The following is a 26,124-nucleotide window of genomic DNA, read 5'->3' as shown; positions in this document are numbered from 1 at the left end:
CCATGACGCAACCCCTGTTTGAAAAAGTCGCTTTTATTGGACTTGGGCTGATTGGCTCAAGTCTGGCGCGTGTGATTCAGGCTGAACAGCTGGCTCATGAGGTAGTGGCATCGACCCGTTCGCAAAAAACGCTAGAAGATGCCAAAGCCTTGGGTTTAATTGCTGCCGGTTATAGCGATCCGGTCGAAGCGGTAAAAGATGCTGATCTGGTGGTACTGGCCTTACCGGTACGTGCCACCGAATATGTGTTGCAGCAGATTAAACCGTATTTAAAACCTGATGCAATCCTGACCGATGTCGGCAGTACCAAAGGCAATGTGGTCGATGCAGCCAAAGCGGTTTTTGGTGAACAACTGCCTGCCGGTTTTGTGCCGGGGCATCCGATTGCTGGAGCCGAGCATACCGGGGTCCATGCCGGTAAGGTCGATTTATTCGCCAATCATAAAGTGATTTTGACTCCATTACCGACCAGTGCGGATTGGGCGGTCAATAAACTGATTCAACTGTGGGAAGCAGCCAAAGCGGAAGTGATCTGTATGGATGTGGACAAGCACGATGAAGTGCTGGCACATACCAGTCATCTTCCGCATTTAATGGCATTTAACCTGGTGGAGCAACTGGCCAACAGGGAAGACAATTTAGATATTTTTCGCTATGCTGCAGGCGGCTTTCGTGATTTCTCGCGAATTGCAGCCAGTGATCCACAAATGTGGCACGACATCTTCTTTGCCAATAAAAAGGCAATTTTGAATGCAGTCGATGGCTTTGAACAACAGCTGGCAATCTTGCGCCAGCTGATCGAACAGGAAAACTCGCAGGCTTTAATGGGCCTGCTGGGACATGCTCAAGCAGCGCGTCAGCATTTTAATCATATGCTGGCCAAAAAACCGTTGATGGAGAACAATAAAGTGACACAACAATTTACGATTTTACCGGGCTCTAAAAATTTCCAGGGTAAATTTACTGTGCCAGGTGATAAATCTGTGTCACATCGTTCAATCATGTTTGGTGCAATTGCAGAAGGCACCACCCATGTCACCGGCTTTTTGGAAGGTGAAGATGCACTGGCGACCTTGCAGGCTTTTCGCGATATGGGCGTCAGTATTGAAGGCCCAAAAAATGGTGAAGTGACCATTCACGGTGTGGGGATGCAGGGCCTCAAAGCTCCAGCTGGTGCGCTGTATATGGGGAACTCTGGCACCTCCATGCGTTTGCTGTCAGGCATGTTGTCGGCGCAGGCCTTTGATTCGGTGATGACCGGTGATGCATCCTTGTCCAAGCGTCCAATGGAGCGTATTGCCAAGCCATTACGTGAAATGGGTGCACAAATCCAGACCACAGGTGAGCGTGGTACGCCACCGGTGTCAATTACGGGCAGCCAGCAGTTAAAAGGCATTCAGTACGATTTACCAATGGCCTCGGCACAGGTGAAATCAGGAATTTTACTGGCCGGTTTGTGGGCCGAAGGTGAAACTGCAGTAACTGAACCGGAACCAACCCGCGACCATACCGAGCGTATGCTGCGTGCTTTTGGTTATGAAGTGAAAACCGAAGGCAACCGTATTTCCCTGCAAGGCGGCGGTAAACTGGTGGGAACCAATATTCAGGTGCCTTCAGATATTTCATCTGCAGCGTTCTTTATGGTGGGCGCGGCCATTACTGAAAATGCCGATGTCACTTTAGAAGCTGTAGGCATTAACCCGACCCGTACTGGTGTGATTGAAATCCTCAAGCAAATGGGCGCAGATATTACTGTATCCAACGAGCGTATTGCCGGCGGTGAACCGATTGCCGATATTCGTATTCAGGGCAGCCGTACCTTAAAAGGTATTCATATTCCGGAAGATCAAGTGCCACTGGCGATTGATGAATTCCCGGCGCTGTTTATTGCAGCCGCCTGTGCGGAAGGCCAGACTGTACTGACTGGTGCGGCTGAACTTCGCGTCAAGGAATCTGACCGGATTCAGGTGATGGCAGATGGCTTGAAAACCATGGGTATCGACTGTACCCCAACTGAAGATGGCATCATCATTGAAGGCAAGGGCAAAGCAGGTGACTGGTCGCCTGTGTTCACCGGCGGTGAAATTGAGTCGCATCATGACCACCGTATTGCCATGAGCTTCTCGATTGCCGGTTTACGTAACTCGGAAGTGATTAAAATTGTAGGTACAGAAACGGTCGCGACCAGCTTCCCGACCTTTACCCAATTGACCGCTCAGGCCGGCCTGCAGATTGAAGTGACCGAATAAAGAGAAAAATAACCCAAAACAGCCAAGCTTTTGCTTGGCTGTTTGTTTTATATTGCTTATGCTAAATATACAACAAGAACAGCAGTAGGGTCGTTTATGAAAACACTCCAGTTTACCGCACAATGTGATAACAAGGCCGAATTACAGGACTGTAAGATTGCCCAGGACTATGTGGCAGATTTGCTGGCCCGACAGTTAAACCAGCACGGCTTTGAAACCTTGCCGCAAAGTGGCGCACAAATTGCGGTTAGTGTGGAAGATCATCCTTTGCCCTTAAGCGTGAGCTGTGAAAGCCGCGATGCCGAAGGACGACTGGTGTGTGAAATCCTGTCTTATCCGGAAGAAGAGCAGGACTGGTTTGACCGGATTGAATCGCAAAGCTTGCTAAATCAGCTGGCCCAGGCGGTCGAGCAGACCTTAAAACAGGATGAAAACTTTACTGCCTTTGAATGGAAAAATTAAAACAATCCCAGATCGAAATCGCGAAGCCATTTCGTCTGTATCCATTTTAAAATTAATAGTACTGTTACAGGTTTCTTTCCAATAAAAAACCCATCAGCAGATGGGTTTTTGTCTTTAGCCTAAGGCCAGGAAGCGGGTAATTGCAATCCGCAGCTGTTTTAAATAGCCGGTAAAGAAATGGTTGGCGCCCGGTAAAATGGTAACCAGATGACGCTGTGGTTTGGCCCAAGTAATCATGTCCGAGAGCAGGGTCACATCATCGGCTTCGCCATGAATAAACAGGATGTCACCTTTAATTTCAGGGGTTACATAGTGACGTACACCAGCTACTGTCGCAGTTGGGAGGCCGCATAAAATAGTCTGTTTCGGCTGTAATTCAACCGGTAGCGCTGCATAACTCTTTGCCATCACATGCGCACCAAAGCTGAAACCGCCGGCATAGAACGGCAGGCCAATGTGCTGGCTACGCGCATATTTGATGACTTCTAGAATATCGTCCGTTTCGCCAAAGCCTTCATCATGCACACCTTCACTCTGGCCTGAACCACGGAAGCTTGGGCGATATACCACGCAGCCGCGCTCTAGGTACATTTGTGCTAATAATGCAGGAACTTTGTGTTGCGGGGTGCCGCCTTGCAATGGATGGGGGTGGCTGACAACCGCGAATCCTTTCACTTCACCCTGTGGATAATCTACGAAAACTTCAATTCGACCCACAGGACCTGGAATGAAAATTTGCTCGGACATAAGATAATCGAATAATGGCAGGAGAATCGATTATTTTACCGATTATGTTTAGGAAAAACACAGATTGGCATTAAAATAAGCTGACTGTTATAGTTTGATTAATTATTTTTTAACCACTTTTTGATCAGGATGTGTATGCTCGCCTTAATTTCTCCTGCTAAGACTTTAGATTATGAATCTGCATTACCCACCGACAGCCACACCTTACCAAGACTATTAGCGCATTCACAAGAACTTATCGACGTTAGTCGTACGCTATCTGCTTCAGAAATCGCCAATTTAATGAGTGTGAGCGAAAAAATTGCCAATTTAAACGTAGAACGCTTCCGCGACTGGCAGGCCGATTTTGATTTTTCCAATGCGCGTCAGGCGCTGTTTGCCTTTAAAGGCGATGTCTATACCGGTCTGGATGCCTACAGCCTGAAGGATCAGGACATTGATTACGCACAGCAACATTTGCGTATGTTGTCAGGCCTGTATGGCTTATTGCGCCCGCTGGATTTAATGATGCCGTATCGTCTGGAAATGGGCACCAAGCTGAAAAATCCGCGTGGCAGCAATTTGTATGAATTCTGGGGCACCATCATTACTGATCTGATCAATGAAGATCTGGCTGCGGCCAAGTCTGAATTGCTGGTGAATATCGCTTCGGATGAATATTATAAATCGGTGAAAGAAAGTAAGATTCAGGCAGAAATCATCAAGCCGGTATTTTTAGACCAGAAAAATGGCAAATATAAAGTCATCAGCTTCTATGCCAAAAAAGCCCGTGGTTTGATGGCGCGCTATATCATCGAAAATAAAATTGAACGTGCTGAAGATTTAAAAGGCTTTAATAGCGATGGCTATTATTTCGATGCTGACAGCTCCCTAAAAGGTGAGCTGGTGTTTAAGCGAGATGAGCAAGCCGCATAAACAGGGGAGTGCGTGCCATGCAACCAGAACTTGCTGATTTTCAGTTGTATTGGCAACGCTGTGCTCAGCAGTTTGCGCTGAATCGCTGCCAGACGCAGCAGCTGTATGCGCGGCTGCTGGCGGCCTATAGTGAGCCGCAGCGGCACTATCATGGCGTGCAGCATATTCTGGAATGTCTGCAGCATTTCGATCAGATTCGCACACAGTTGCAGCAAGCATCGCTGGTCGAGCTGGCGTTATGGTTTCATGATGCGGTCTATCATCCTAAAGCGCAGGACAATGAAGCACAAAGTGCGACATTGTGCCAGCAGTTATGTGCAGATTTTTTAACGGCAGCACAACTGGAAACCGTGAGCCGCTGGATTCTCGCGACCCGGCAGCATCAGCCCAGTGATGAGCCTGACTTAAATGCCTTGCTGGATATTGATCTGGCGATTCTGGCTGCGCCGCCAGCACGTTTTGCTGAATATCAGCAACAGATTCGTCAGGAATATGCCTGGGTCGAGCAGAATCTTTATCAGCACAAGCGCCGTGCGGTATTGATGCAGTTTTATCAGATGCAGCCGCTGTATCAGACCCGGTATTTTGAGCAGCATTATGAAGCACAGGCCAAACACAATCTGGCCCAGGCTTTGTCTACAACGGGCGAATCAGCATCGTGATGGTTTATTCACCCACTAAAATTCAGGCATAAAAAAAGGCAAAGTCAGACTTTGCCTTTTCCATCTTGTCACAAGATTAGTGGTGATGACCGCCAACACCATGTACGTGACCGTGGTCTAACTCTTCTTGAGTCGCTTCACGGATTTCTACGATTTCAACTTCAAACGTCAGGTCTTGACCAGCAAGCGGGAAGTTTGCATCAACGATTACGTTTTCGCCTTCAACTGCTTTAACCGTTACGATCTGTACGCCGTCATCAGTTTGTGCTTGGAACTGCATGCCAGGCTGAATACTGTCTACGCCTTGGAACATTTGCGCTGGAACTTCTTGAACCAGGTCAGGGTTGTATTCGCCATAACCTTCAGCAGCAGGTACGTTTACAGTGAATTTTTCACCCACAGTTTTACCTTCTAGGGCTTTTTCAAGACCAGGGATGATGTTACCCGCACCATGCAAATAGGCAAGTGGTTCACCTTGAGATTGGTCGAGAGTTTCACCCTCTGCGTTAGTCAATGTGTAGTGGAAAGAAACCACGAGGTCATTTGCAATAGCAGTCATGTTATAGATCCATTTAGTTTTCTAAGGGTACATCATAAAGTGAAAAGGCAAATTTGTTGAATACTTTTACTCAAAAAACTCACATTTGGCTTTTTTATGACATTTTCCCAGATATTGGGGCAGTCGATAAAATTTCAATGCAATTTTATTTTAGGGCCAATTTTTCTGCCGAGCATGTCTTTGGCGGTCAGCACCCCGGTATGGGTATAGCCATGAATGGTGGCCTGATGTAGCCGGTATAAAGACACATACATCGATTTGGCGACCATACCCTGTACATTGACCCGACCAAGTAATTCACCCACGGCCGTATGCTGGCTTAAAGAAATCAGCGAGCCTTTGTCGGAAAACTTAAACATCGGCAGTGGTTTCCCATTCACGCGCTGGCTCAGGGCACGAACCAGAAAGCTGGCCTGCTGACTGGCCACCTGCGCACGCGGACCCAGCACCGGTTCATCGGCTTTGGGCTGGCAATGGGCACAATCGCCAAAGGCAAAAATGTTGGGGTCGGTATAAGTCTGTAAGGTGGCATAGACTTTTAAACGGTGCAGATGATCTTTTTCAAAATCTTCCCACTGTTTAAAAATTTCCGGGGCCTGAATTCCGGCAGCCCAGACTTTAATTTCTGCTTCTAGCGGATTACCTGCAGCAAAATAAACCTGTTCTTCATCGACCTTGGCCACCCGATGCTGGGTCAGCACTTCAATACCAAAGTGCTCCAGCTGGGCTTGGGTATGCCGGGAAATCTGCTGTGACAGGGCCGGTAAAATCCGGTCGGCAGCTTCAATGAGCGTAATCCGAACCTGCTGCGGGTCAATCCGGTTTAAACCATATTGGGCAAAAGTCTGTTTGGCCTGATACAGCTCTGCCGCCAGTTCAACACCGGTAGCACCGGCGCCAATAATGGCAATATTCAGGGCACGGCTTTGCGGCTGATTTTGGGCTTCTAAATACAGGTGCAGCAAGTCCTGATGAAACACCGTGGCTTGGGGCAGACTGTCCAGAAAATGACAGTGCTGTTTCACCCCTTCGGTATGAAAGTCATTGGAAGTGGAGCCCAGCGCCAGCACCAGTGTGTCATAATCCACGTCAATCTGCTTTGGTGGCTGTTCTTTTTTGGAAAATTGCGGTGCCTGCAACTGAATCTTTTTCTGGGTCCGGTCAAGGCCAACCAGGGTGCCTAATGTAAACTGATAATGATGCTGGGCAGCATGGACAAAATAGTTGGTTTCTTCCTGATGCGGATTGAGCGTGCCGGCTGCAATTTCATGTAGCAGCGGTTTCCAGATATGGGTCAGTTTCTGATCGACCAGAGTAATCTGTGCTTTGCCCGATTTACCCAAACGATGACCGAGTTGGGTAGCAAGCTCCAGACCGCCGGCGCCGCCACCGACAATCACAATACGATGTAATGCTGACATGATGAACCTATATTGTTATTTTTAATGCAAGAACAGGCTCAATTTATGCCATCTCCCGGTCAGGAAAATGGCTCAGATTGTTCGACAACTTACATCATGTAGCATTTCCACTGTGCTTGTTCACAGGATTAAACCAGCGGATAAGTTTTGGCTGTGGTTTCATCCTTGGAGGAAAAGCTAAACAGGCTTTTTAGCCAGATCAGCAGTTTTTCAAACAGGCTGGCTTCGGCAATATGTACTTCTTCTTCCAGATGAATGGTATTGATCAGGCGGTTATTCTGATAAACATGCACGGTGGCCAGCTGCATCACCTGTGCCAGCGGGGCCGTCAGTAACTTTTCTTTCAGCTCGACATTCAAATGGGTTTCGGTCTGGGTTAAGGGTTCAATCAGTCGGGTCTGACCGAAGGTATCGTTAACAAACAGGCGCTGCTGGGTCACATCAAACTGTTTTAAATCAATCGCGCTATTTTCGCCATATAAAGACGTGGTGACAATTTTCGGTTGCTGCACTTCAACCTTGAACATTTTCAGGGTCGACTTTACCACTGGCAACTCAGCAATCAGCTGCTTGTTTTTTAAAGCCACTTCGTTGCGGGTGTAGGCATAACTGATGTTCATCAGTTGCTGGGCAATTTCAGCGCGTTTAAATGCACTTTTGGCACCCAAAACCACCACAATTAAACGCCGGTTCGGATCATCAAAATTCTGGGTGAGACGGTTGGCCGTCAGCGCCAGGTTATAACCGGCGGCACGGGTATAACCGGTTTTCAAGCCATCCACCGTCGGGTCCTGTTTGAGCAGAATGTTAGTGGCACGGTGATAACGCTGGTTATAGGTAAAACTGGTCTGTTTGGAATAAGCGAGATAATCCGGAGTGTCATTGACGACCGCCTGTGCCAAACGGGCCAGATCGGCCGCGGTAGAATAATGTTCCGGCATGGTAATCCCGGCCGGATTCTGGAAATGGGTATTTTGCATTCCCAAGGCCTGTGCTTCCTGATTCATACGTGCCACGAACTGCGGTACGCTGCCAGAAATCCGTTCGGCCAGAGTTAGGGCGGCATCATTGGCAGACATCACAATTAAACCAGCTAGTAGCTGATCGACAGAAATCTGCTCACCTTCTTTCAGGTACATCTGGGATTCATCCCACATCACCTGTTTCACCACCGACGTTGCGGTCAGCACATCTGCCACGTTCAGCTTGCCGGCCTGAATGTCCTTGAGCACAATATAGGCCACCATCATCTTGGTCAGCGAGGCCGGGGCGCGCTGAATCTGGCTATTGTGTTCTGCAATGACCTGACCCGATTGTGGATCAAGCACGGTCCAGGCTTCTGCTTCAACCGTTTCAGGATTAAAAGATAATAAGGTGGCATGCGCAAGCGAGCTGCATAGCCAGCACAGCAGCGCAATCAGGTAGATGACACGTTTCAAGGGGATTCCTTTTTTAACCAGTCCGTTGGTCATAAACATAAAAATTTTAGGCATGCTATGCTTTTTTTTGCCGCCTGACTAGCGATAATTTTCGACAATGAAGACGACTGCGCATTGCATGACAAAAAAATGTTAAGCTAATTGATAAGTTATCTCTTTGATCTTTTATATCGCCCATTATGTTGCATTATCAAATCGAATTTGACGATTATCGTCAGCATCTTATTCATGTCACTTTGCGCTTTCTGGCCAATCCGACACAGGTTCTAGCTTTACCGACCTGGATTCCGGGCAGCTATCTGATTCGTGAATTTTCCAAACATATTGAAGCGGTCAAGGCTTATGATGAAGCCGGGCGTATTTTAAAAATCCAGAAATTTGAAAAGAACAAATGGCGTTTGTTTAATACCGATCATGAACTGATTACGGTGGAATATGATGTTTATGCCTACGACCTGTCGGTGCGTGGTGCCTATGTTGATCAGACCCGGTTATATGTCAATCCGGCCTGTGCCTGTTTAGGACTGGAAGGTCAGGAAGATAAAGCCATTGAAGTCGAAGTGTTTCTGCCCAATGAGCTGAAACATTTCCAGCTGGCGACCGGACTGGCGGCCAAAAGTCTGGTGAAAGGGCGTTATACCTTAAAAGCCAAAAACTATGCCGAACTGATTGATGCGCCGTTTGAGCTGGCCGAGCAGACCCGTTTTAGTTTTGATGCAGCAGGCATTCCACATGAATTTGTGGTATCGGGCAAACATGCCATGAATGCTGCGCGAATGCAGCAGGACCTGGAAAAAATCTGTGCCACTGAAATTGCCATGTTCGGTTCTGCACCGTTTCAGGATTATACCTTTATGACCATGGCGACCGGGAACAGCTATGGTGGTCTGGAGCATCCGAACAGTACCAGCCTGATTACCCCGCGCGATGACTTGCCAAAAGCCAATGAGCCGGAAGAGCCATCGAAAGAATATCAGCGTTTTCTGGGGCTGTGCAGCCACGAATATTTCCACTCCTGGCTGGTGAAATTTATCCGTCCGGACAGCTTTGTCAATTATGATCTGAACCGGGAAGGTTACACCTCCTTGTTATGGATTTTTGAAGGTTTTACCTCGTATTATGATGATCTGATTTTATTACGCAGCGGCGTGGTTAATCAGGAATCTTATATTGCTTTATTAAAAGCGCAGATTGACCGTTATTTGCAAAATCCGGGTCGGGCAATTCAAACCGTGGCTGAATCGAGTTTTGATGCCTGGGTCAAATTCTACCGTCAGGATGAAAACTCCAACCATGCCGGCACCAGCTATTACAACAAGGGCTGTTTGGTGGCCTTGTGTCTGGACCTCGGTTTACGTCTGCGTGGCTCCAGTCTGGATGCCTTAATGCGCAAGCTGTATGACAATGCGCAGCAGGGGATTCAGGTGCATGAGCGCACGATTTATGAATTGTGTCAGGAATTAACCGGTGATAGCTGGGCTGAGCAGATTAACCATCTGATTAACACCACTGAAGAATTACCGCTGGATCAGCTGTTCCCGGAATTTGGTCTGAGCTACAGCTTAAAAAATGACAAGCGTTTGCCATTGGGGTTAAAACTGGCTGATAAATCGGAAGGCGTACTGGTACAGGCCGCACGCCGTGATGGTCAGGCAGCGCAAGCCGGTCTGTCGGCGCATGATGTAATCATTGCCATTGATGGCCTCAAAGCCAGCAGCAAACTGATCGAGCAGTATGCCAAACAGAGCGGCAGCTTTACAGTACATGCTTTCCGCCGTGATGAACTGATGCAGTTTGAAGTGAATGCAGCAGGTTCTGAACTGACTGAAGTTGAATTAAAAGTTGAAGATCAGGCCAAACTGGATCGCTGGTTAAAAGTGTAAAATCACAGTCTGAAATCTATACTATAAAAAACCGATGCTCAGGCATCGGTTTTTTTATGCAGATCTATCGTCATAAACCCTATCGTAATCACACCTTATTTGATGATCAGGCGGGAAGTACCGCGAAACTCCGCCACAATCTGCTGCTTCTGGTTCGTGACCCGAATATCATAAATGCCGCTGCGGCCACTGCTGGCCTTATGTTCTGCCACCGCAGTCAGGGTATCGCCGAGCAGGCCCGGTTTTAAATAATGAATACCGCAGTGCTGACCCACCGCCGGATGTTCGCCGGTGTTGCAGGCAATGGCAAAAGCCGCATCCGCCAGCGCAAAAATCACCGCACCGTTACAGGTTTGATGGCCTTGTAAATGCTGCTCGGTAATTTTTAATTCAATCTGTGCGCTGTGTTCACCAAACGACACCAAATGGGCGCCCAGATGCTGCATTAATCGGTCCTGATGAAACATGGGATTAACTTGCTGATCCATAGCAGACTCCTTTTTTAAGATACGTTTTATTTTAAATTTAAAATTATGTGAATCATAAATAGCATTGTGATGCTGAAAATACAAGCAAAAAAATAAGGCCCCGTTGGAGCCTTATTTTCATCGTCTATTCAACGCATCTTTGCAACAGCTTTTTTAGCTATACAGATGCCAGCCCCATTAACGGGCACGACGACTACGTGATTTGGTGTTGGGACGGGTGGTGCCATTGGTCTTGCGACGTGGCTTTTCACCTTCTTCCATTTGCCAGATGCGTGGTGTGCCGGATTTTTTCTTGGCGGTACCATCTTTGTTGACTTTTTTCTGCATCGGTTTGCCACCAGTGCCGCCCGGTTTCTTCACATAAGAACGTGAGCGATACGGCTGTTCGGCTGGTACATCTTTAAAGTCGCTATAGAGCAGTGGTTCAATTTCACGGGTTTCACCCGGTTGCAGGCCCAGCTGAACCAGATCAATCGAACCGATTTTGGTGCGAATTAAACGCAAAGTTGGGAAGCCGACCGCAGCGGTCATGCGGCGCACCTGACGGTTACGGCCTTCACAAATTGAAATTTCAGCCCAGGAGGTCGGCACCGAAGCGCGGTAACGTACCGGCGGATGACGTTCCCATAACCACTCCGGTTCAGCCACTTTAATCGCTTTGGCCGGCAAGGTCATGCCATCATTCAGTTCTACACCTTTACGCAGCTGTTCTAGCGCTTCTTCGGTAATGTCACCATCGACCTGGACCAGATAGGTTTTAAACTTTTTATTGGCCGGGTTGGTAATAAACTGGTTTAAACCGCCATGATCGGTCAGGAACATTAAACCTTCTGAATCCATGTCCAGACGACCGGCAATCCGCAAATCCGGATCGTCAATGAAGTCGGCCATGGTTGGGTGCTTTTCATCGGGACGAAACTGCGACAGCACATCATAAGGCTTGTTAAGAATAACTATTTTCACTGTAACCTACTAAAAAATATAACAAAATCTGGGTGTGGTTCTTATGCTACCTGTAATAAAACCCGGCATGGGAGAGAAAGGGTGACAATGAGCAAAAAGAAGGTCCACAATATCCGGCTACTATAGCAGATTCTGTCTGATCTGCCTGAACTTTATGGCAAAGCTGAGCAGATGATTTTGATTGGAAATGTAAAACTTGCTGAGAGATGCCACAGGATATATGCCGATTTATTAAGCACAGAAATAAGGCCATTTCCCTTATAAATCCCGGGCTGGTTAAATTTTGATTAAACTGAAAAGATCATCGAGTTAAAAATACAATTAAGCAGACAGCCAAAAAAGACCGGTGCCGGGCAAGAATAGTATGGATTTGCCCGCCCACCAATCACAGGGAGTAGCAAGGATTATGGGTTATCAGAAAATCGTCGTGCCTGCAGATGGCAGCAAAATTACGGTAAATGCAGATTTATCCCTGAATGTGCCGAACAATCCGATTATCCCTTTTATTGAAGGTGACGGGATTGGGGTGGATATTACCCCGACTATGAAAGCCGTGGTGGATGCGGCAGTACAAAAAGCCTATGGTGGCAAACGTGCGATTGAATGGATGGAAGTGTATTGCGGCGAAAAGGCCAACAAGATTTATGGCACCTATATGCCGGAAGAAACCTTTGAGGTCTTGCGTGAATTTGTGGTGTCGATTAAAGGGCCGCTAACCACACCAGTTGGTGGTGGGATCCGCTCATTGAATGTGGCCTTGCGTCAGGAACTGGACCTGTATGTCTGTGTGCGTCCGGTACGCTGGTTTGAAGGCGTGCCTTCACCGGTGCAACATCCGGAACTGACCGATATGGTGATTTTCCGGGAAAACTCGGAAGATATTTATGCCGGGATTGAATGGAAAGCCGATTCACCGGAAGCGAAAAAAGTCATTAAATTCCTGAAAGAAGAAATGGGTGTCACCAAAATCCGCTTTGAAGAAAACTGCGGTATAGGCATTAAACCGGTCTCCAAAGAAGGTACTCAACGTCTGGTGCGTAAAGCCATCCAGTTTGCGATTGATAATGACAAGCCAAGTGTGACTTTGGTGCACAAAGGCAACATCATGAAATATACCGAAGGCGCTTTTAAGGAATGGGGGTATGAAGTGGCGCTGGAACGTTTTGGCGGCGAATTGCTCGAGGGCGGGCCGTGGGTGAAGCTGAAAAATCCGAAAACCGGCAAAGAGATTATGATTAAAGATGTAATTGCCGATGCCTTTTTACAGCAGATTTTAATGCGCCCGGCAGATTATTCGGTCATTGCCACCTTAAACTTGAACGGGGATTATATTTCAGATGCGCTGGCGGCAGAAGTTGGCGGGATTGGCATTGCACCGGGAGCCAATATTGGCGGCGCAATTCATATGTATGAAGCCACCCATGGCACCGCGCCAAAGTATGCCGGGCAGGACAAGGTCAATCCGGGGTCGATTATTCTGTCTGCGGAAATGATGCTGCGCGATATGGGCTGGACTGAAGCGGCCGATCTGATTATTCGGGGTGTATCCGGTGCGATTGCAGCCAAAACGGTGACATATGATTTTGAACGCCTGATGCCAGATGCCACCTTGCTGCGCTGCTCTGAGTTTGGTCAGGTGATTATTGACAAGATGGACCAATAAAAACGCTATCTATTTGATGTAACCGCCCGCGTTTAACGCGGGTTTTTTATGCCTTATCTTCTCATCCATTTGTGTCAATGTAATGACAAGTAACCACAGTGATGCTTTGGGTGACTAAGGTAAAATAGTAAAACTATTTTCACTTGATTTGTAATGGATAATCCTGTGCCCAATTACATTGAGGCAATTTGATACAGCTTATGACTTGGGCAAAAAACAAAACCCGGTAGAGTAATACCTGTACATATTGTGCGACATATCGAACTGATACAGGAGTGATATGAAATGGCTAATCAACAAAACCAGCAGAATCAACAGAATCAGCAAAACCAACGTCAACAAAATCAGCAGCAGAATGACAATCAACGTCAACAGCAGCAACAGCCTCAGCAACAAAATCAAAAACAGAAAAACCAACGTCAGCAATGATGTCGCACCCCCAATTTAAAAACTTTTTCATCGCCTAAAGGCGCAGATAGGTTTTTAAATTGATTTACTGACAAAGGCTCTCATGATGAGAGCCTTTGTCATATCTATATAGCCCATGACGATCTAGATCGGAAAGCAGCAGAGGAATCATCTCCAAACCCAGATCAGCAAAACCTGTACAAAAACCGTGTTTTATCTACCCCTGAGCAGACCTTAAGATCAAGTCATCCCTTGATGATGCAGGTGCCATGAATATCTTGATTTCTAAACGGCTCGCCGGTCTGGCGCTTGGCTTAAGTTTGAGTGTGCTGCTGGTCGGCTGTCAGCCACCGCCTTCGGGTGATGCCGCCGGTATGCGCTATCCGATGCTGTATCTGAAATTGCAACAGCAGGAATTCATGGCGCCTTTACCGGTCCCGGTAGAAGGTGTGCAGGCCAGGCAGATCAGTGATACCTGGGGTGCGGCGCGCAGTGAAGGGCGTCGGCATGAAGGCACTGATATTTTTGCCAAACGCGGCACGCCGGTACGCTCAACCACGGCTGGAATTGTATCGCGGGTGGGCACCAACAACCTTGGGGGTAAAGTGGTCTGGGTGATTGGTCCGGGCTTAAGCCATCATTATTATGCACATTTAGAGGATTATGCAGCGGAGATTCAGGAAGGCGACTGGATTGAAGCCGGTGAAATCATTGGTTATGTCGGTAATAGCGGCAATGCTCAAAATACACCGCCACATTTGCATTATGGGATTTATCTCAGTGGTCAAGGCGCCGTGAATCCTTATCCCTATTTGGTACAAGAGCTGACCGATGAATAAGCTAAATCAGTTTACCTCGGCTGTGGAAACCGGTGTTTTGGTGGCCGGCAGGCTGCAAATAAAATATAGATTTCCCAGTGCCAGAACCGCACCGGCCAGTAAAAACTGCTGCGGATAAGACCAGCCGGCGACTTGTAAGCCGCTAAAGCTTAAGCCTCCTATCAGCTGCACGCTGGCGAAGCATAAAGTGGCCATGCCCCATAACTTTTTATAGGCCAGTCCATACAGCTGGAGCAGGGTATAAGAGGTCAGAAACACCACCGCCGGATTCAGCAGGCCGGTAAAAAAGGAAGACAGAAAAGTCATCACTGACCAAGGCGCGATTGCCGCTAAAATGGCCGCCACATACAGGCAATACAGAATTTTTAGGGCTTTGAAATTGCCGAGCTGTTTTGCCAGAAAATAGGCACAGGCCGCTCCGCAGGCACTGCCCAGACCATATAAAATCCAGTGGCTATTAATCCAGAACAGGCTGAGTTGTTGCACCTGACTTAAATAGTCAATCCAGAAGAGTGAGTGTGGTACATAGGAAAACGCGCTACAGCTATACACCAAGAGCAGGCTGGCAAAGACCTTTTTATTGATGGGTACAGCAGCAGCGCTTTGAGGCTGGCTTTGGATGTTAACCGGTAGGGCTTTGGGTTTGAGCAGGATTAAACCCAGACTGCACAGCACGGCAAAGGCACATAAAATCAGCCAGGCGCTTGAGGTGGAGATATGATCTAAATAGGGCAAAAATAATGTGGCGAGCAGCACACCAAGTCCGATGCCACTAAAACCAATCACATTAATTTTAAACCGATGCTGCAATTCACAGTGCTGCGCAACCACGCTCGGCGCCAGAATCATCAGCCAGCCACCGCAGATGCCGGACAATATTCGCCAGAACAGATACCAGCTGCCCTCAAAACCGGCGAACGCACAGCAGAATAAACTTAAACTGCCGAGAAAGGCCGCGGCCTGAATCCAGCTTAATAGCTGCCGGTTTAAGCGCATGGCCCAGACCGCACCAATTAAATAACCGAGTAAATTGGCGCTGCCCAACAGGCTGGCAAACTCGCTACTCCATTCAAAAGCCAGACGGGTACTGGGTAATAAGGCGGTATAAGAAAAACGAAAAATACCGATACCTAAACAGGTGGCCAGCAGTAAAAACAGGCTGAGGCGGCGTTGCTGTGCATCCATGCAGATTCCTTGCGCTTTTTATTATGCGTAAAATATTGTTGTATGGCGCGCGGGCTATTACAGTTGCGCGCTGATCTGGCCAATTTGTTTGCTAATCTAACAACTGTTTATTCCACTGAAACCGGCTGGCCAATGCTATAAAAATGCCCGCCGGCAATATGGTGGATACTTTTCCATTCATCGGCCACTTCATGATAATACCAGTGCCCGTCACGAAATACCCGCTGATCGGCATAGGCTGTAATGACTTTGCCTATAAACAGGTCATGGGTTTGCTGGTTGTGCGGCTCCGGAATAAGTTCACAGATCAGCCAGGCGGCGCATCCGGCCACTGTCGGCACAGGAGAATGCTCAAACTGGAACAGCTCGACCCCACAGCGGTCCAGCTTGTTCGGCTCCTGAAACAGGCTGATGCTTCCCAGTTGATGCACCATCCTGAGCTGTTTTAAGGTCGGCACCTGCAAGGCAAAATAACCTGACTGTTCAATGATGGCACGGGTTTTGGTGCTTTTATCCAGCACCACTGTAACTTTGGCGGGATTAAACTCAAGCGCACAGGCCCAGGCTGCAGCCATGACATCGGTTTCTTGCTGATCTTGTGCAGACACCAGCACGGTCGGACCATGATTGATCAAACGATAGGCCTTTTCCAAAGGCACGGCTTGCAGATCAGCAGGGAGCGTCATATTTTTTATTCCTCAATCAGAGATCATTCTTGAGATATGCAGGAAAACAACAATTCTGCATTGTACCGGGTGTTAAAACTTATATCATTGATGCATGCTTGGGAAAAAGCACAAAATACAGCGGGAGACAGATTCATGAAAATGTATCAGGTTGATGCATTCACAACAGCATTATTTAAGGGAAATCCGGCCGCAGTAATAGTGGTCGAAGACTGGCTTGATGACGCTTTAATGCAGAATATTGCACTGGAAAATAACCTTTCCGAAACTGCCTTTGTCAAGCCGATGGATGCTGAAAATTTCGAGATTCGCTGGTTTAGCCCCACAGTTGAAGTCGATTTTTGCGGCCATGCCACTTTGGCCAGCAGCTTTGTACTGTTTAAGGATTATACCCGCGCCAAAACCATTCATTTTCATGTCAAAAATTTAGGTCTTTTTATTGTCACGCAAGATGATGATGGCAAAATCCGCATGAATTTTCCAACCCGTGTGCCGGTACTGCAAGATGAATTTCCGGCGCAATTGCTGGATGTGATTGATCAGCCGGTTAAGGAAGTCTATTTAAATGCACAGGCCTATATTCTGGTACTGGAATCTGAGCAGGCAGTGTTAGCCGCCCAGCCCGATCTGGCCAAAATCCGGCAGATTGCAGAGCTGCATCAGGTCAGCACCGCAATTACCGCGACAGACCTAGATGTGGCCTTGACCGCGCCCTCTCAGGACTATGACTATATTGCTCGCTACTTTGCCCCGCATAAAGGGATTGATGAAGATCCGGTGACTGGTTCCATGCATACCGGTCTGGCGCCGTTATGGGCAGAAAAAACCGGCAAAACTGAACTGGTGGCTTATCAGGCTTCGGCGCGAGGTGGAATGCTGTACTGTGCCTTACAAGCAGAGCAGCGTATTGAAATTTCCGGTTATGCCAAATTATATCTGGTGGCCGAGTTATTTTTAGATTAAAACAGAACAGGGAAATCACGCTGGGTATGCCGGTGATTTTCAAACATAAGTCACAACAACAAACAATTTAATGCTGCAGTCATGCAAGCGGCTGCAGCAGGTAAAAGGTATTGAAAAAATTATGTTAATGCGGTTTAAACAGCTCAGCCTGTCTTTGCTGATCATGGGTGTGGGGGCTACGACATTTGCCCAGCCGGTGTTGGTAAAATCTGAACAGCAGATTGAAGAATACCGGCTGGATAATGGTTTTCGGGTGATTCTGGCGCCGAATGCCAAAGAAAATAAAGTGGTGATGAGTACCATCTACTTTACCGGTTCCCTGAATGATCCCCAAGGCAAAGGCGGTATGGCGCATTTACTGGAACATCTGGCGTTTAAAGGCACCCAGAATGTCCCGGGAGATGAATTCCAGCGCCGTTTAAACCAGTACACCTTAAGCAATAATGCCAGCACCGATTACTACTCGACCAAATATCTGAACACCATCCGCCCAGATCAGACGGCCATTAATGAGATGATTTATCTTGAAGCCGAGCGTATGGACAAGCTGGTGCTGCAAGAAAAATTTGTGCCGGCAGAAATTGCGATTGTGAAGCGTGAACGCGAAGTGCGTATGGATCAGCCCTATGCGGTGTTAATGGATCAGGTCTGGAAAGCGGCCTATGGCAACCAGTATCTGGGCCGTTTACCGATTGGTGATTTGAATGAGCTGCAGTCGATTCAGATGCCGGAATTGCAGCGTTTTTATCGCAACTGGTATGCACCGAATAATGCCGTGATGGTGCTGACCGGCAAGTTTGATAAAGCGCAGGTACTGAAGCAGATTGATCAGCACTTTAGTCCGCTGGCCAAACGCCAGATTCCGGCACAGGTCAAGGTGCCAGTGCTGGATGCCCGCACCATCAAAAACCGGGATTTTTTAGTGCAAAAAGGCAGCCAGCTGGCCAAGTTCAATATCTATTTAAATGGTCAGAACGGCCAGCATAAAACCGCTCTGGCGTTGGCGCCGTATTTATACACCATGCAGCCGAGCGGGCATTTGTATCAGGGCATGGTTGAAACCGGTATCAGCACCATGGTGCAATCGACCACCTGGCTGGATCAGGATTTTAATCTGGTCTTTATGGGTGCCTTGTATGCACCGACTCATAATGCCAAGCAGGTTGAAACTGCCTTGCAGCAGGGTGTCGAGCAGGGCAAAAATTTTAATCAGACCGAGCTGAACCGGGTCAAAACCCTGATTCGTAATAGCCAGGACAGTCTGTTTAGCAATGCCAGTGCTCTTGCCGGTATGCTAAGTGATTATGTGGTATCGGAGCAGGGCAACTGGGCACAGTATTTTGTCCATCAACAGGAATTACAGGCCTTAACGGTGGATCAGGTCAATACACGTTTACAGCAATTCCTGATTCCTGAACATCGTATGCGCGGGCATATTCAGCCGACACCAGAAGAGCAGAAAAAGGCCCAGCAACAGCAGGCTGCTGAACCGCTGAAAACCCTCGATCAAATGGATGTACAGGCCGAGCCACTCAAAGACATCAGCAGCTATGAGCAGGAAATTCAGCAGTATCTGCACACATCCAAACAGGCCTTAAGCCAGACTGAAGCCAAAATCCAGCGTGGCACACTGGCCAATGGCATGAAATATGCACTGTTTCCCACCTCGACCCGGGACGATAAAACCTACGCCACCATTATAGTCGATTTTGGCAATGAAAAATCGCTGTTTAATCAGGGCGAGATTATTGACCTGATGGCCTATTTAATGCTGCGTGCCTCAGATCAGTACAGCCTGCAGGATATTGCCGACAAATCCATTGACGCCGGTGGTTCAGCTTCGGCACAGGCCAATAGCAATGGCGTGGCCATTTCGATTGTGGCCAAAAAAGATAAATTTGATGAGTTTTTCAGATTTGTCTTGGAAATCATGAAAAAGCCGCTGTTTGAACAGGCCCAGTTTGATCTGATCAAGGCACAAAGTCTGGCCAGTCTGGACCGGCCGTATACCGAGCCGGAAACCGTGGCTGCCTTAAATATGGCACGTTTGATCGAGCGTTATCAGCCGGGAGATTTGCGTTATCACTTCGAGCCGGAATTTGCCAAGCAGCAGTTGACCCAGGCCAGCAATGAGAAAGTCAAACAGCTGTATCGGCAGTTTTTTGCCATGGATCATGCCCGGATTGCCATTACCGGCGATTATGAGACCAAGCCGGTTCTCAAGCTGTTGCAACAGCAGTTTGCCACTTGGAACGGAGCACAGCCGTATCAGCGTTTAAGCGTGCCGTATAACAGCTATGCGGCGCAAAAACAGCATGTACTGTCCGAACAGCGTGAGTTTGGCAGTTATCAGGGCGTGATGACCCTGCCCGTGGGAAATGATCATCCCGATGCAGCCGCATTAATGGTCATGAGTCATATTTTAGGGGACTCACAACTGACCTCACGTCTGGCGCAAGAGCTGCGTGAAAAAAATGCGCTGGTCTACAGTTTTGGCAGTTCGCTCAGTTTAAGCAGCTTTGAAAATTCCGGTGCCCTCAGTGTGAGTGCCAACTATACTGCCGGTAAAGCGGCGCAGTTGTCGCAGGCGGTACATAAAGTCTTTCAGGAGTTGCGCAAAAATGGCGTGACTGCACAGGAAGTAGCGGCGGCCAAGGCTGACATTCTGAAACAGCGTGTCACAGCGCTGGAAGATGAGCGCCGTATTCACCGGATGCTGGTGGCACAGCTGGAACTTGACCGTGATTTACCGTATCGGGAAAAACGTGATCAGGCCATTGCCCGACTCAGCAAAGCCGATATTGATGCGGTGGTCCAGAAATATCTGCTGCCGCAACATTGGGTCGAAGTCATGGCTGATCAATATGGTCAGCCGGTAAAATAAGTGCTGATTACAGATCATTCATATAAAAAATCTCCCTAAACGGGAGATTTTTATGAAGCCGGTTATGTTGGCACTGATCCCATCTGCCAGCAATCCTTATAGGTGCTATGAGTAAGTATGAGGTGAATTTATCATAGAGAATTAGAGCCGATAGAATTGTTTGGCATTATCATGGAACACCTGCGCTAATGCCTGCGGATGATACGTCGCCACCACATCGCTAAAGGCATCAATAATCGTGACTAAGTCGCTACTGACCCGATCCATCGGGAAATTGGAACCAAACATCACCCGATACATACCAAAACTTTTTAGCGCATGCTGAATCAGCGGGGCAGTTAAATCAATGATTTCCTGTTTTGAGGCCAGCCGTTGCTGCTGATGAAACTGATGACCCAGTACCGGCATGAACAGCCCGGACAATTTGGTATAGACATTCGGGCAGCGCGCCAGTTCTGCCAGGTCTTCCTGCCAGCGAAACAGGATATTGTCGCGCGCAGTTTGGGTAATACCGGTATGCGAGCCGACCGGACCAAACAGACCGGCCGGTGTACCGAGGTGATCCAGCACAATTGAGGTTTCCGGAAACTGTTTTGCCAGGACAATCACATCTTCCAGCTGGCTGGAATAGACCCAGGCATCAAAACTTAAATTATGCTGTGCCAGTAGTTCAAAGCCTTTCAGAAATTTTTTGTCACGGTATAAATGCGGATCATCGGCCCAGGCATAAATGTCTTTATCTTCATGAACCGCAGCCATTTTACGAATCCCGCGAAAATGTTGCGGCGCCGCTTTCTGATGCATTTTCAGAATCTGCTTGAACTGGCTGTCACGCGGGTCGGCCGTGGCCACCACTGCACCCAGCTGGATACCATTTTTGGTAAAATCCAGCGACTCAATAAAACGGGTTTCTCCAACCACACCTTTGCCTTTGTGGTCATGCCAGCTGGCCTCCACATGCACCACTTTTTCAACCGGATAAAAGCCGACATCGCGGCAATAATGCTCGGGCAAATAGGGGGCAGTGACATGCTGGGTATGTCCCAGGGTGTCAATCAGCGCTTTGGATTTTAGCGTACGGATGGTTTTATCCAGTAAGCGTGGATATTTCCCTAGCAGCTTGACCGCCAAGCGTGCGCTGTGTGGTGTGTTATACGGGTCCCATTGATGAATATGCGCATCAATCAGTGCAAATCCAAGATTTTGCATAGCAGGTTGGTTTGATCCTTGAAGATGTCTATTTTATTCAAAGCCAAGTCTGCAAAAAAGAAAAGGGTATTTATCGAAAAGATGACATTAAAAAAGCCCAACAGGGTGGACTTTTTTTAGCAATTTAATGATCGTGATCATGTTTGTGTTTATTGCTGTGAAATTCTTCATTACGACGGAAACGTAAATAGTTCTCGAACTGTTCACAGTATTCATCATAATTGTCTTCCAGCATCATCTGGAACTGCTGCAAAATGTAGGACATGACCTGATCTTTGGCAGCACGCATTTCCTCACCATCTTTGAAGTTATTGGCTGCGACCCAGGTATTAAAACGCGCCGTGCCGAACAGCATGGCAGCACTGACCTGACCGCGTTTTTCCGCCGGTTGTTCCTGTGAGCCTTTTTCGACGCGACAAAATTCGTTGGCCTGTTTGATAAATTCATCAGCACGTTCAAAGAAAGCAGCATTTAACGCTTCTTCTTCGGTAACATCGGTTGCTTCAATCTTTTGAACCATGAATTTTTCCTAAGCTAAAATCATAAACAATAATTATAGGCAAAGCCTTGCAGAAACTAAACCTTTGTCTTACTCTAAAAATAGCCTAAGCAAGAAAAAGGAATCACGATGCAAGATGCAATTGCGGTTCAAAGTCTAAAAAGTGATATTGCGCTGCTGCGACAAAACATCTGGCCGCCGGCACATCTGGTCAATGTAGAAGGGCTGCCAATTTATTATGGCAATCCGGCTGAAGTTGAAGCCTATTTCCAGCAATGGTCCGGATTGATTGAGCGGGCACAAGAGCTGTTTCAGCCCTTTATGGAAGATGAAGTGCTGGATGCCATTCATCTGCCAAGTCACTTAAACCTGCCTTTATTTTTCTTTCATGTTGACCGAATCCGGATTAATAAAACCCGGGCCAAAGAATCAAAAACTTTTCGCGGTCTGGCCAGCTTGATGGAAAAGTGCGGCCAGTTTGATGCTACGCAGATGCTGACGATGAAACAGTGGCTGGAGAGTGACGACAGCGCCGCACTGGTGGCACACCGTGAGTTTATTGATTTGCGTACCTATGTGTTTCAGCATGGGCAAAGTGAATACACCCGCACTCGTTTTTATGTCAACGGTATTGTGCTGAGTGTCGAACCGCATTTTCAGCTGGTGGATGCCCGGGAAAAACCGCGCAAGCAGCGGAGCGATAGTTATCATGATCCGCTGGCCGATAACGGTACCTGGAAGGTATTTGGCAAGTACCGCTAAATGATTATCTCCGTGCTGGGCTTTAGTCCGACCAGAAGGTTTTGCTGCGGGTAAATTCCAGCAAATGCTGCTGGGCTTCGGCCAGAACATGCTTTTGCTCGGCAGCAATCCAGCCCAGAACAAACCAGGCCTGCGGGTTTTGCTGAACCTCGTGTTGAAACAGGGCTTCGGCCACCACCAGATCATTAAACTGCCCCAAAGATTCCTGTGCCGGTTTCAATGCTTTCAGATACTGTTTGACGGCATCGGCTTCAAATAAAGAGGCAATAAACTCGACCGAATAACGCAGGCGTTTGACCCGTTTACGGGTGCGATGCTTCTGTTCACTGTCCAGATGTTCAAACTGCACGGCATCCTGACAAATTTGCCGGTGCATTTTTGCAAGCTGTTTCCGTACCTGCTTTTTCAGCGATTGATCATCTTCATGTGCTGTGCACTGGCTAAACTGTAGCAGCTCCAGCAAGAGGCGCACTGTTTCTGGCGCGCGAAACAGTGCATCAATTTCATCGCTGCTTTCGCTACTTGCTGGCAGTTCCGCGAGGGGAGAGCCGGCCTTGGCCAGACGTGGCATCAGGCTTTCACTCAGCGCATCGCGGTCGCGGGTGGAACCAAGTTGCCGGAACAGTTCTGCCAATTGCGCTTGCCATTCGGGTTGTACCTGTTCGGACCAGTGACCAAAGATTTTCAGCGCGCTGCGTAAACGGCGAATGGCCACACGGGCCTGATGTACATGACCACTCTGATAATGATTGTCGGCAATCGCCGTGGCATTTGGTAATAAATGAGTCAGACAGTTGCTGACAATTTTGGCCAGCGCGCGGCTACTCGAATCATGTTTATCGAGGCTAAAAGGTGTTTGATGTTGAACGGGCAAGATGTCCTGCTGATTCTTGAGCATCTGACCGCGCTGTGATTTGCTGCGAACATCAAGCCAGAGCTGATAGCGTTTTACCCATGGCTGCACAAAATCAATCAGGTCGCTAACATCGCCATGTTTCAGTTCAAACTCGACTTCGTAAATATCGCTTTGTGCTGTTGGTGTGCGGACTTCGCCCTGATCAAAGGCCAGTTCAATTGCACTGTCTTTGATTTGTTCAAGCACAATCAGGCGTTGCACATCGGTTTCAAATTGCAGCTCCAGACCGGTATTTTTTAAATCGGCCTTTTTCAGCTCCAGCGCCTGTTTTAGCAAGGTTTGCGCCTGTTTATGTTCCTGATACAGGCTTAGATCCAGCTGCTCCGGTTCATCCGGGCCGAGGGCCAGTTCCAGTTCAAAACGCTCAAAATGATGCTGCCCCGGTGCTTTTAAGGTCTGACACCAGCGTTGACCTTCCAGACGCTGACGCAGGGCGATGGCATGCTGTGCCAGCTGCTGCTCAGGACTGTCATAATATTTGGCCCACAGCTGCATTGGCACGGCTTTTTTCTTGGCAATGGCTTTTTCAAAGGCGCGGCGCTGATGCACCGGCACCTGAAATTTCAGTTCGATTTCCGCCATAACCAACTCCTGCAATTTTTATTCTTGATTGACCTTACTATAGGCCAAGCCATGCATAAAAAGTAGCCATAAAGCGTATTCTTTTGTCTGGCCGGAGCGGGGAGTGGCTGAACTTACTTAATAAACTTGCGACTCACCAGGAATTGTTCGGTGGCATCCAGCAAGGCTTGCGCATGGACTTCCTGTTTTGCGGTCAGCCAGCCGAGTACAAACCAGTCGCTGGCTTCCAGCTCGGTTTGCTGGATATACAGCGCAGCGGAGGAAAGAATCTGATATTCCTGCGCGGCCAGCTGGGCATCGTTCAGGGCTTTGCTGTACTTTTGCAGGTTTTTAACATTATAGATCGTGGTGAGTACCGGGAAAATAAATTTCAGGGCATTAATTTTCTGCGCCAGCTGATCCAGACTGTCAAAATCGGTCTGACTGGTCTGGTTTAGCTGTTCTTGCAGTAATTTATATTGATGCTGCAAAGTCTGCTGAGCGGCCTGTTTTAAATCCTGCGCAGGGTGGGAGGCATCTTCATCCAGGCTAAACATCAACAGTTCCAGATAATGATGTACATTCTGGGTCGATTTCACCAGATTGGCCAGTTTCTCTTTAGCATATAAAATATCTTTGGCCAGATTCGAGGCGGTATTCGGATTCTGCAAAAAGGTGCCGAGGGTATTTTGCATGTGCTCTAAATGTTGCAGCTGATCAAACTGCTGTCTAAACGCCAGTAACTGATTGGCCCATTTTTCCGAAATAGACGCACTCCAGTCTTTGAGCAAATGCACGGTTAAATACAGCTGATTCAGTGCATTTTGCGCCTGTACAATATGCTCGGCTTCATTAACACCCGCTGAAATAGCCGCAATGTTCGGTAGTAAATGCTGCAATTGCTGGGCAATTAACAGTCTTAAATTCTGATCGGCTGAGGCTTTTTTATTTAAACGGAATTCTTCAGCCAGACGCGGCGGGCTGACTTGTAAGTCTAAAGCCAGCAAATTGCCCATTTCGGCCTTGCTGCGTACATCTAACCAGAGCTGGTATTTCTTGACCCATTCAAAACAGAAGGCCAGCAGGGCCTGCACCGAACCAGATTTTAATTCAAACTCAACCTCATGGACGGGATATTCACGCTCGCCGCTGCGAATACAGCCTACATCTAAACTGGCTTCAATCTCGACTTCATCTAGCTGGATAACACGCAAAGTACGTGTCATATCGGTTTCAAATTGCAGTTGCAGCGGGCTTTCAGTCTGACTGAGAACTGCATCTAATAGCTGTCTGGCTTCGGGAGCGGCATCGTAAATGCTTAAATCAAGCGCAGGTGGCTGGTGCAGTTCGCCCAGGTCATGATTATGTTCAAAACGTTCAATATGGGTTTTGCCGGCTTTCAGTGTTTGCACCCAGCGCGTGCCTTCCAAGCGTTGTCTCAGCGCAATACCATGCTGTGCTAGTAGGCGGTCGGCAGTGTCATAATATCGGGCTTGCAGCGAAATGGTTTCAGATTTCTTAGGATCCAGCGCTTTAAGTAAGGCATTACGGCGCGCATCAGGAATTTGAAATTTTAATTCAATCTCGGTCATTCAATTGGTCCTAAAAAATTGAGCAATACAGCAAAAAAGTAGCTTTCTGGCAGATGACGCCGCTATACCAAATTATTATCAAGCGTCCAGAAAAGGCGTTCATTGTTTAAGGCTTCTGATTGTAACCAAAATCTGTCCTGAAAAAAGTAGCCAGAAAAATAGCGCGAAC

Annotated in this window: 23 protein-coding genes; 11 read left to right on the top strand and 12 right to left on the bottom strand. The window is 47.8% G+C overall.

Annotation, left to right across the window (positions count from 1 at the left end; all coding sequences use genetic code 11):
* Positions 1–2: 2 nt before the first annotated feature.
* Complete coding sequence (locus tag F905_RS07025; RefSeq protein WP_005179002.1) at positions 3–2,249, top strand: bifunctional prephenate dehydrogenase/3-phosphoshikimate 1-carboxyvinyltransferase; 2,247 nt, start codon at positions 3–5, stop codon at positions 2,247–2,249.
* Positions 2,250–2,345: 96 nt separating this feature from the next.
* Positions 2,346–2,711, top strand: a complete 366-nt coding sequence (locus tag F905_RS07020; protein WP_005179001.1) for a hypothetical protein — start codon at positions 2,346–2,348, stop codon at positions 2,709–2,711.
* A 114-nt stretch (positions 2,712–2,825) separates the two neighbouring features.
* Here the strand turns inward: F905_RS07020 and F905_RS07015 are convergent, their stop codons facing one another.
* Positions 2,826–3,458: an alpha/beta hydrolase gene (locus F905_RS07015; RefSeq protein WP_005178998.1), complete on the bottom strand. Its 633-nt coding sequence runs from the start codon at positions 3,456–3,458 to the stop codon at positions 2,826–2,828.
* 135 nt (positions 3,459–3,593) lie between these two features.
* Between F905_RS07015 and yaaA the strand changes: the two genes are divergently transcribed.
* On the top strand, positions 3,594–4,373 hold the full coding sequence (gene yaaA / locus F905_RS07010; protein WP_005178997.1) for a peroxide stress protein YaaA: 780 nt from the start codon (positions 3,594–3,596) through the stop codon (positions 4,371–4,373).
* Between the two features lie 17 nt (positions 4,374–4,390).
* Positions 4,391–5,035, top strand: coding sequence for an HD domain-containing protein (locus F905_RS07005; RefSeq protein ID WP_005178993.1), 645 nt, complete (start codon positions 4,391–4,393; stop codon positions 5,033–5,035).
* Positions 5,036–5,111: 76 nt separating this feature from the next.
* Here the strand turns inward: F905_RS07005 and slyD are convergent, their stop codons facing one another.
* The 3 genes from slyD to F905_RS06990 all read right to left on the bottom strand — a co-directional run bounded on the left by slyD (position 5,112) and on the right by F905_RS06990 (position 8,454).
* Positions 5,112–5,594, bottom strand: a complete 483-nt coding sequence (gene slyD, locus F905_RS07000; RefSeq protein WP_005178991.1) for a peptidylprolyl isomerase — start codon at positions 5,592–5,594, stop codon at positions 5,112–5,114.
* 134 nt (positions 5,595–5,728) lie between these two features.
* Positions 5,729–7,015: an NAD(P)/FAD-dependent oxidoreductase gene (locus F905_RS06995; RefSeq protein WP_005178987.1), complete on the bottom strand. Its 1,287-nt coding sequence runs from the start codon at positions 7,013–7,015 to the stop codon at positions 5,729–5,731.
* Between the two features lie 128 nt (positions 7,016–7,143).
* Complete coding sequence (locus F905_RS06990; RefSeq protein ID WP_034598176.1) at positions 7,144–8,454, bottom strand: D-alanyl-D-alanine carboxypeptidase family protein; 1,311 nt, start codon at positions 8,452–8,454, stop codon at positions 7,144–7,146.
* A gap of 179 nt (positions 8,455–8,633) precedes the next feature.
* Here F905_RS06990 and F905_RS06985 point away from each other — a divergent pair, with 179 nt between their 5' ends.
* Positions 8,634–10,337, top strand: a complete 1,704-nt coding sequence (locus F905_RS06985; protein WP_005178975.1) for a M61 family metallopeptidase — start codon at positions 8,634–8,636, stop codon at positions 10,335–10,337.
* Positions 10,338–10,432: 95 nt separating this feature from the next.
* Here F905_RS06985 and paaI read toward each other — a convergent pair whose 3' ends face one another.
* Entirely contained in the window at positions 10,433–10,825 is a 393-nt protein-coding gene (gene paaI, locus F905_RS06980) for a hydroxyphenylacetyl-CoA thioesterase PaaI (protein ID WP_005178971.1), read from the bottom strand.
* A 177-nt stretch (positions 10,826–11,002) separates the two neighbouring features.
* Positions 11,003–11,788, bottom strand: a complete 786-nt coding sequence (locus tag F905_RS06975; RefSeq protein ID WP_005178968.1) for an rRNA large subunit pseudouridine synthase E — start codon at positions 11,786–11,788, stop codon at positions 11,003–11,005.
* A 406-nt stretch (positions 11,789–12,194) separates the two neighbouring features.
* Between F905_RS06975 and icd the strand changes: the two genes are divergently transcribed.
* The 3 genes from icd (at position 12,195) to F905_RS06965 (ending at position 14,698) form a co-directional block, all read left to right on the top strand.
* The gene (icd, locus tag F905_RS06970; protein ID WP_005178966.1) at positions 12,195–13,451 is read left to right on the top strand and encodes an NADP-dependent isocitrate dehydrogenase; all 1,257 of its coding nucleotides are present in this window, start codon (positions 12,195–12,197) and stop codon (positions 13,449–13,451) included.
* A gap of 285 nt (positions 13,452–13,736) precedes the next feature.
* Positions 13,737–13,880, top strand: a complete 144-nt coding sequence (locus F905_RS15500; RefSeq protein ID WP_005178964.1) for a hypothetical protein — start codon at positions 13,737–13,739, stop codon at positions 13,878–13,880.
* A 248-nt stretch (positions 13,881–14,128) separates the two neighbouring features.
* Positions 14,129–14,698 carry a M23 family metallopeptidase gene (locus tag F905_RS06965; RefSeq protein ID WP_005178963.1) on the top strand — a complete coding sequence of 190 codons (570 nt, stop codon included), beginning with the start codon at positions 14,129–14,131 and terminating at the stop codon, positions 14,696–14,698.
* A gap of 6 nt (positions 14,699–14,704) precedes the next feature.
* Here F905_RS06965 and F905_RS06960 read toward each other — a convergent pair whose 3' ends face one another.
* Together F905_RS06960 and F905_RS06955 are read right to left on the bottom strand one after the other, a co-directional pair.
* Positions 14,705–15,883, bottom strand: coding sequence for a YbfB/YjiJ family MFS transporter (locus tag F905_RS06960; protein ID WP_005178962.1), 1,179 nt, complete (start codon positions 15,881–15,883; stop codon positions 14,705–14,707).
* Positions 15,884–15,990: 107 nt separating this feature from the next.
* The gene (locus tag F905_RS06955; RefSeq protein ID WP_005178960.1) at positions 15,991–16,569 is read right to left on the bottom strand and encodes a flavin reductase family protein; all 579 of its coding nucleotides are present in this window, start codon (positions 16,567–16,569) and stop codon (positions 15,991–15,993) included.
* A 135-nt stretch (positions 16,570–16,704) separates the two neighbouring features.
* Between F905_RS06955 and F905_RS06950 the strand changes: the two genes are divergently transcribed.
* Positions 16,705–17,532: a PhzF family phenazine biosynthesis protein gene (locus tag F905_RS06950; RefSeq protein ID WP_005178958.1), complete on the top strand. Its 828-nt coding sequence runs from the start codon at positions 16,705–16,707 to the stop codon at positions 17,530–17,532.
* 121 nt (positions 17,533–17,653) lie between these two features.
* Positions 17,654–20,416: a M16 family metallopeptidase gene (locus tag F905_RS06945; RefSeq protein ID WP_034598175.1), complete on the top strand. Its 2,763-nt coding sequence runs from the start codon at positions 17,654–17,656 to the stop codon at positions 20,414–20,416.
* A 141-nt stretch (positions 20,417–20,557) separates the two neighbouring features.
* Here the strand turns inward: F905_RS06945 and F905_RS06940 are convergent, their stop codons facing one another.
* Complete coding sequence (locus tag F905_RS06940; protein ID WP_005178955.1) at positions 20,558–21,625, bottom strand: amidohydrolase family protein; 1,068 nt, start codon at positions 21,623–21,625, stop codon at positions 20,558–20,560.
* A gap of 124 nt (positions 21,626–21,749) precedes the next feature.
* The gene (locus tag F905_RS06935; RefSeq protein ID WP_005178954.1) at positions 21,750–22,145 is read right to left on the bottom strand and encodes a DUF3144 domain-containing protein; all 396 of its coding nucleotides are present in this window, start codon (positions 22,143–22,145) and stop codon (positions 21,750–21,752) included.
* Positions 22,146–22,253: 108 nt separating this feature from the next.
* Between F905_RS06935 and F905_RS06930 the strand changes: the two genes are divergently transcribed.
* On the top strand, positions 22,254–22,886 hold the full coding sequence (locus F905_RS06930) for a hypothetical protein (protein ID WP_005178953.1): 633 nt from the start codon (positions 22,254–22,256) through the stop codon (positions 22,884–22,886).
* A 22-nt stretch (positions 22,887–22,908) separates the two neighbouring features.
* On the opposite strand, the gene F905_RS06925 is transcribed toward F905_RS06930, so the two are convergent.
* Both F905_RS06925 and F905_RS06920 read right to left on the bottom strand, forming a co-directional pair.
* Positions 22,909–24,384, bottom strand: coding sequence for a CYTH and CHAD domain-containing protein (locus F905_RS06925; protein WP_005178952.1), 1,476 nt, complete (start codon positions 24,382–24,384; stop codon positions 22,909–22,911).
* Between the two features lie 113 nt (positions 24,385–24,497).
* Positions 24,498–25,955, bottom strand: coding sequence for a CYTH domain-containing protein (locus F905_RS06920; protein ID WP_005178951.1), 1,458 nt, complete (start codon positions 25,953–25,955; stop codon positions 24,498–24,500).
* Positions 25,956–26,124 lie beyond the last annotated feature (169 nt).

This window comes from Acinetobacter sp. CIP 53.82 (genome assembly GCF_000369465.1).
Classification (GTDB): domain Bacteria; phylum Pseudomonadota; class Gammaproteobacteria; order Pseudomonadales; family Moraxellaceae; genus Acinetobacter; species Acinetobacter indicus.
This window is presented reverse-complemented; position numbering and strand designations above follow the sequence as displayed.

Coding starts and splice junctions, on each gene's coding strand:
- F905_RS06930 (WP_005178953.1), top strand. CDS start 22,254: ATGCAAGATGCAATTGCGGTTCAAAGTCTAAAAAGTGATATTGCGCTG.
- F905_RS06960 (WP_005178962.1), bottom strand. CDS start 15,883: ATGGATGCACAGCAACGCCGCCTCAGCCTGTTTTTACTGCTGGCCACC.
- F905_RS06935 (WP_005178954.1), bottom strand. CDS start 22,145: ATGGTTCAAAAGATTGAAGCAACCGATGTTACCGAAGAAGAAGCGTTA.
- yaaA (WP_005178997.1), top strand. CDS start 3,594: ATGCTCGCCTTAATTTCTCCTGCTAAGACTTTAGATTATGAATCTGCA.
- F905_RS07015 (WP_005178998.1), bottom strand. CDS start 3,458: ATGTCCGAGCAAATTTTCATTCCAGGTCCTGTGGGTCGAATTGAAGTT.
- F905_RS07020 (WP_005179001.1), top strand. CDS start 2,346: ATGAAAACACTCCAGTTTACCGCACAATGTGATAACAAGGCCGAATTA.
- F905_RS07025 (WP_005179002.1), top strand. CDS start 3: ATGACGCAACCCCTGTTTGAAAAAGTCGCTTTTATTGGACTTGGGCTG.
- icd (WP_005178966.1), top strand. CDS start 12,195: ATGGGTTATCAGAAAATCGTCGTGCCTGCAGATGGCAGCAAAATTACG.
- F905_RS15500 (WP_005178964.1), top strand. CDS start 13,737: ATGGCTAATCAACAAAACCAGCAGAATCAACAGAATCAGCAAAACCAA.
- F905_RS06950 (WP_005178958.1), top strand. CDS start 16,705: ATGAAAATGTATCAGGTTGATGCATTCACAACAGCATTATTTAAGGGA.
- F905_RS06995 (WP_005178987.1), bottom strand. CDS start 7,015: ATGTCAGCATTACATCGTATTGTGATTGTCGGTGGCGGCGCCGGCGGT.
- F905_RS06955 (WP_005178960.1), bottom strand. CDS start 16,569: ATGACGCTCCCTGCTGATCTGCAAGCCGTGCCTTTGGAAAAGGCCTAT.
- F905_RS06985 (WP_005178975.1), top strand. CDS start 8,634: ATGTTGCATTATCAAATCGAATTTGACGATTATCGTCAGCATCTTATT.
- F905_RS06920 (WP_005178951.1), bottom strand. CDS start 25,955: ATGACCGAGATTGAATTAAAATTTCAAATTCCTGATGCGCGCCGTAAT.
- F905_RS07005 (WP_005178993.1), top strand. CDS start 4,391: ATGCAACCAGAACTTGCTGATTTTCAGTTGTATTGGCAACGCTGTGCT.
- F905_RS06945 (WP_034598175.1), top strand. CDS start 17,654: ATGTTAATGCGGTTTAAACAGCTCAGCCTGTCTTTGCTGATCATGGGT.
- F905_RS06940 (WP_005178955.1), bottom strand. CDS start 21,625: ATGCAAAATCTTGGATTTGCACTGATTGATGCGCATATTCATCAATGG.
- F905_RS06925 (WP_005178952.1), bottom strand. CDS start 24,384: ATGGCGGAAATCGAACTGAAATTTCAGGTGCCGGTGCATCAGCGCCGC.
- paaI (WP_005178971.1), bottom strand. CDS start 10,825: ATGGATCAGCAAGTTAATCCCATGTTTCATCAGGACCGATTAATGCAG.
- slyD (WP_005178991.1), bottom strand. CDS start 5,594: ATGACTGCTATTGCAAATGACCTCGTGGTTTCTTTCCACTACACATTG.
- F905_RS06965 (WP_005178963.1), top strand. CDS start 14,129: ATGAATATCTTGATTTCTAAACGGCTCGCCGGTCTGGCGCTTGGCTTA.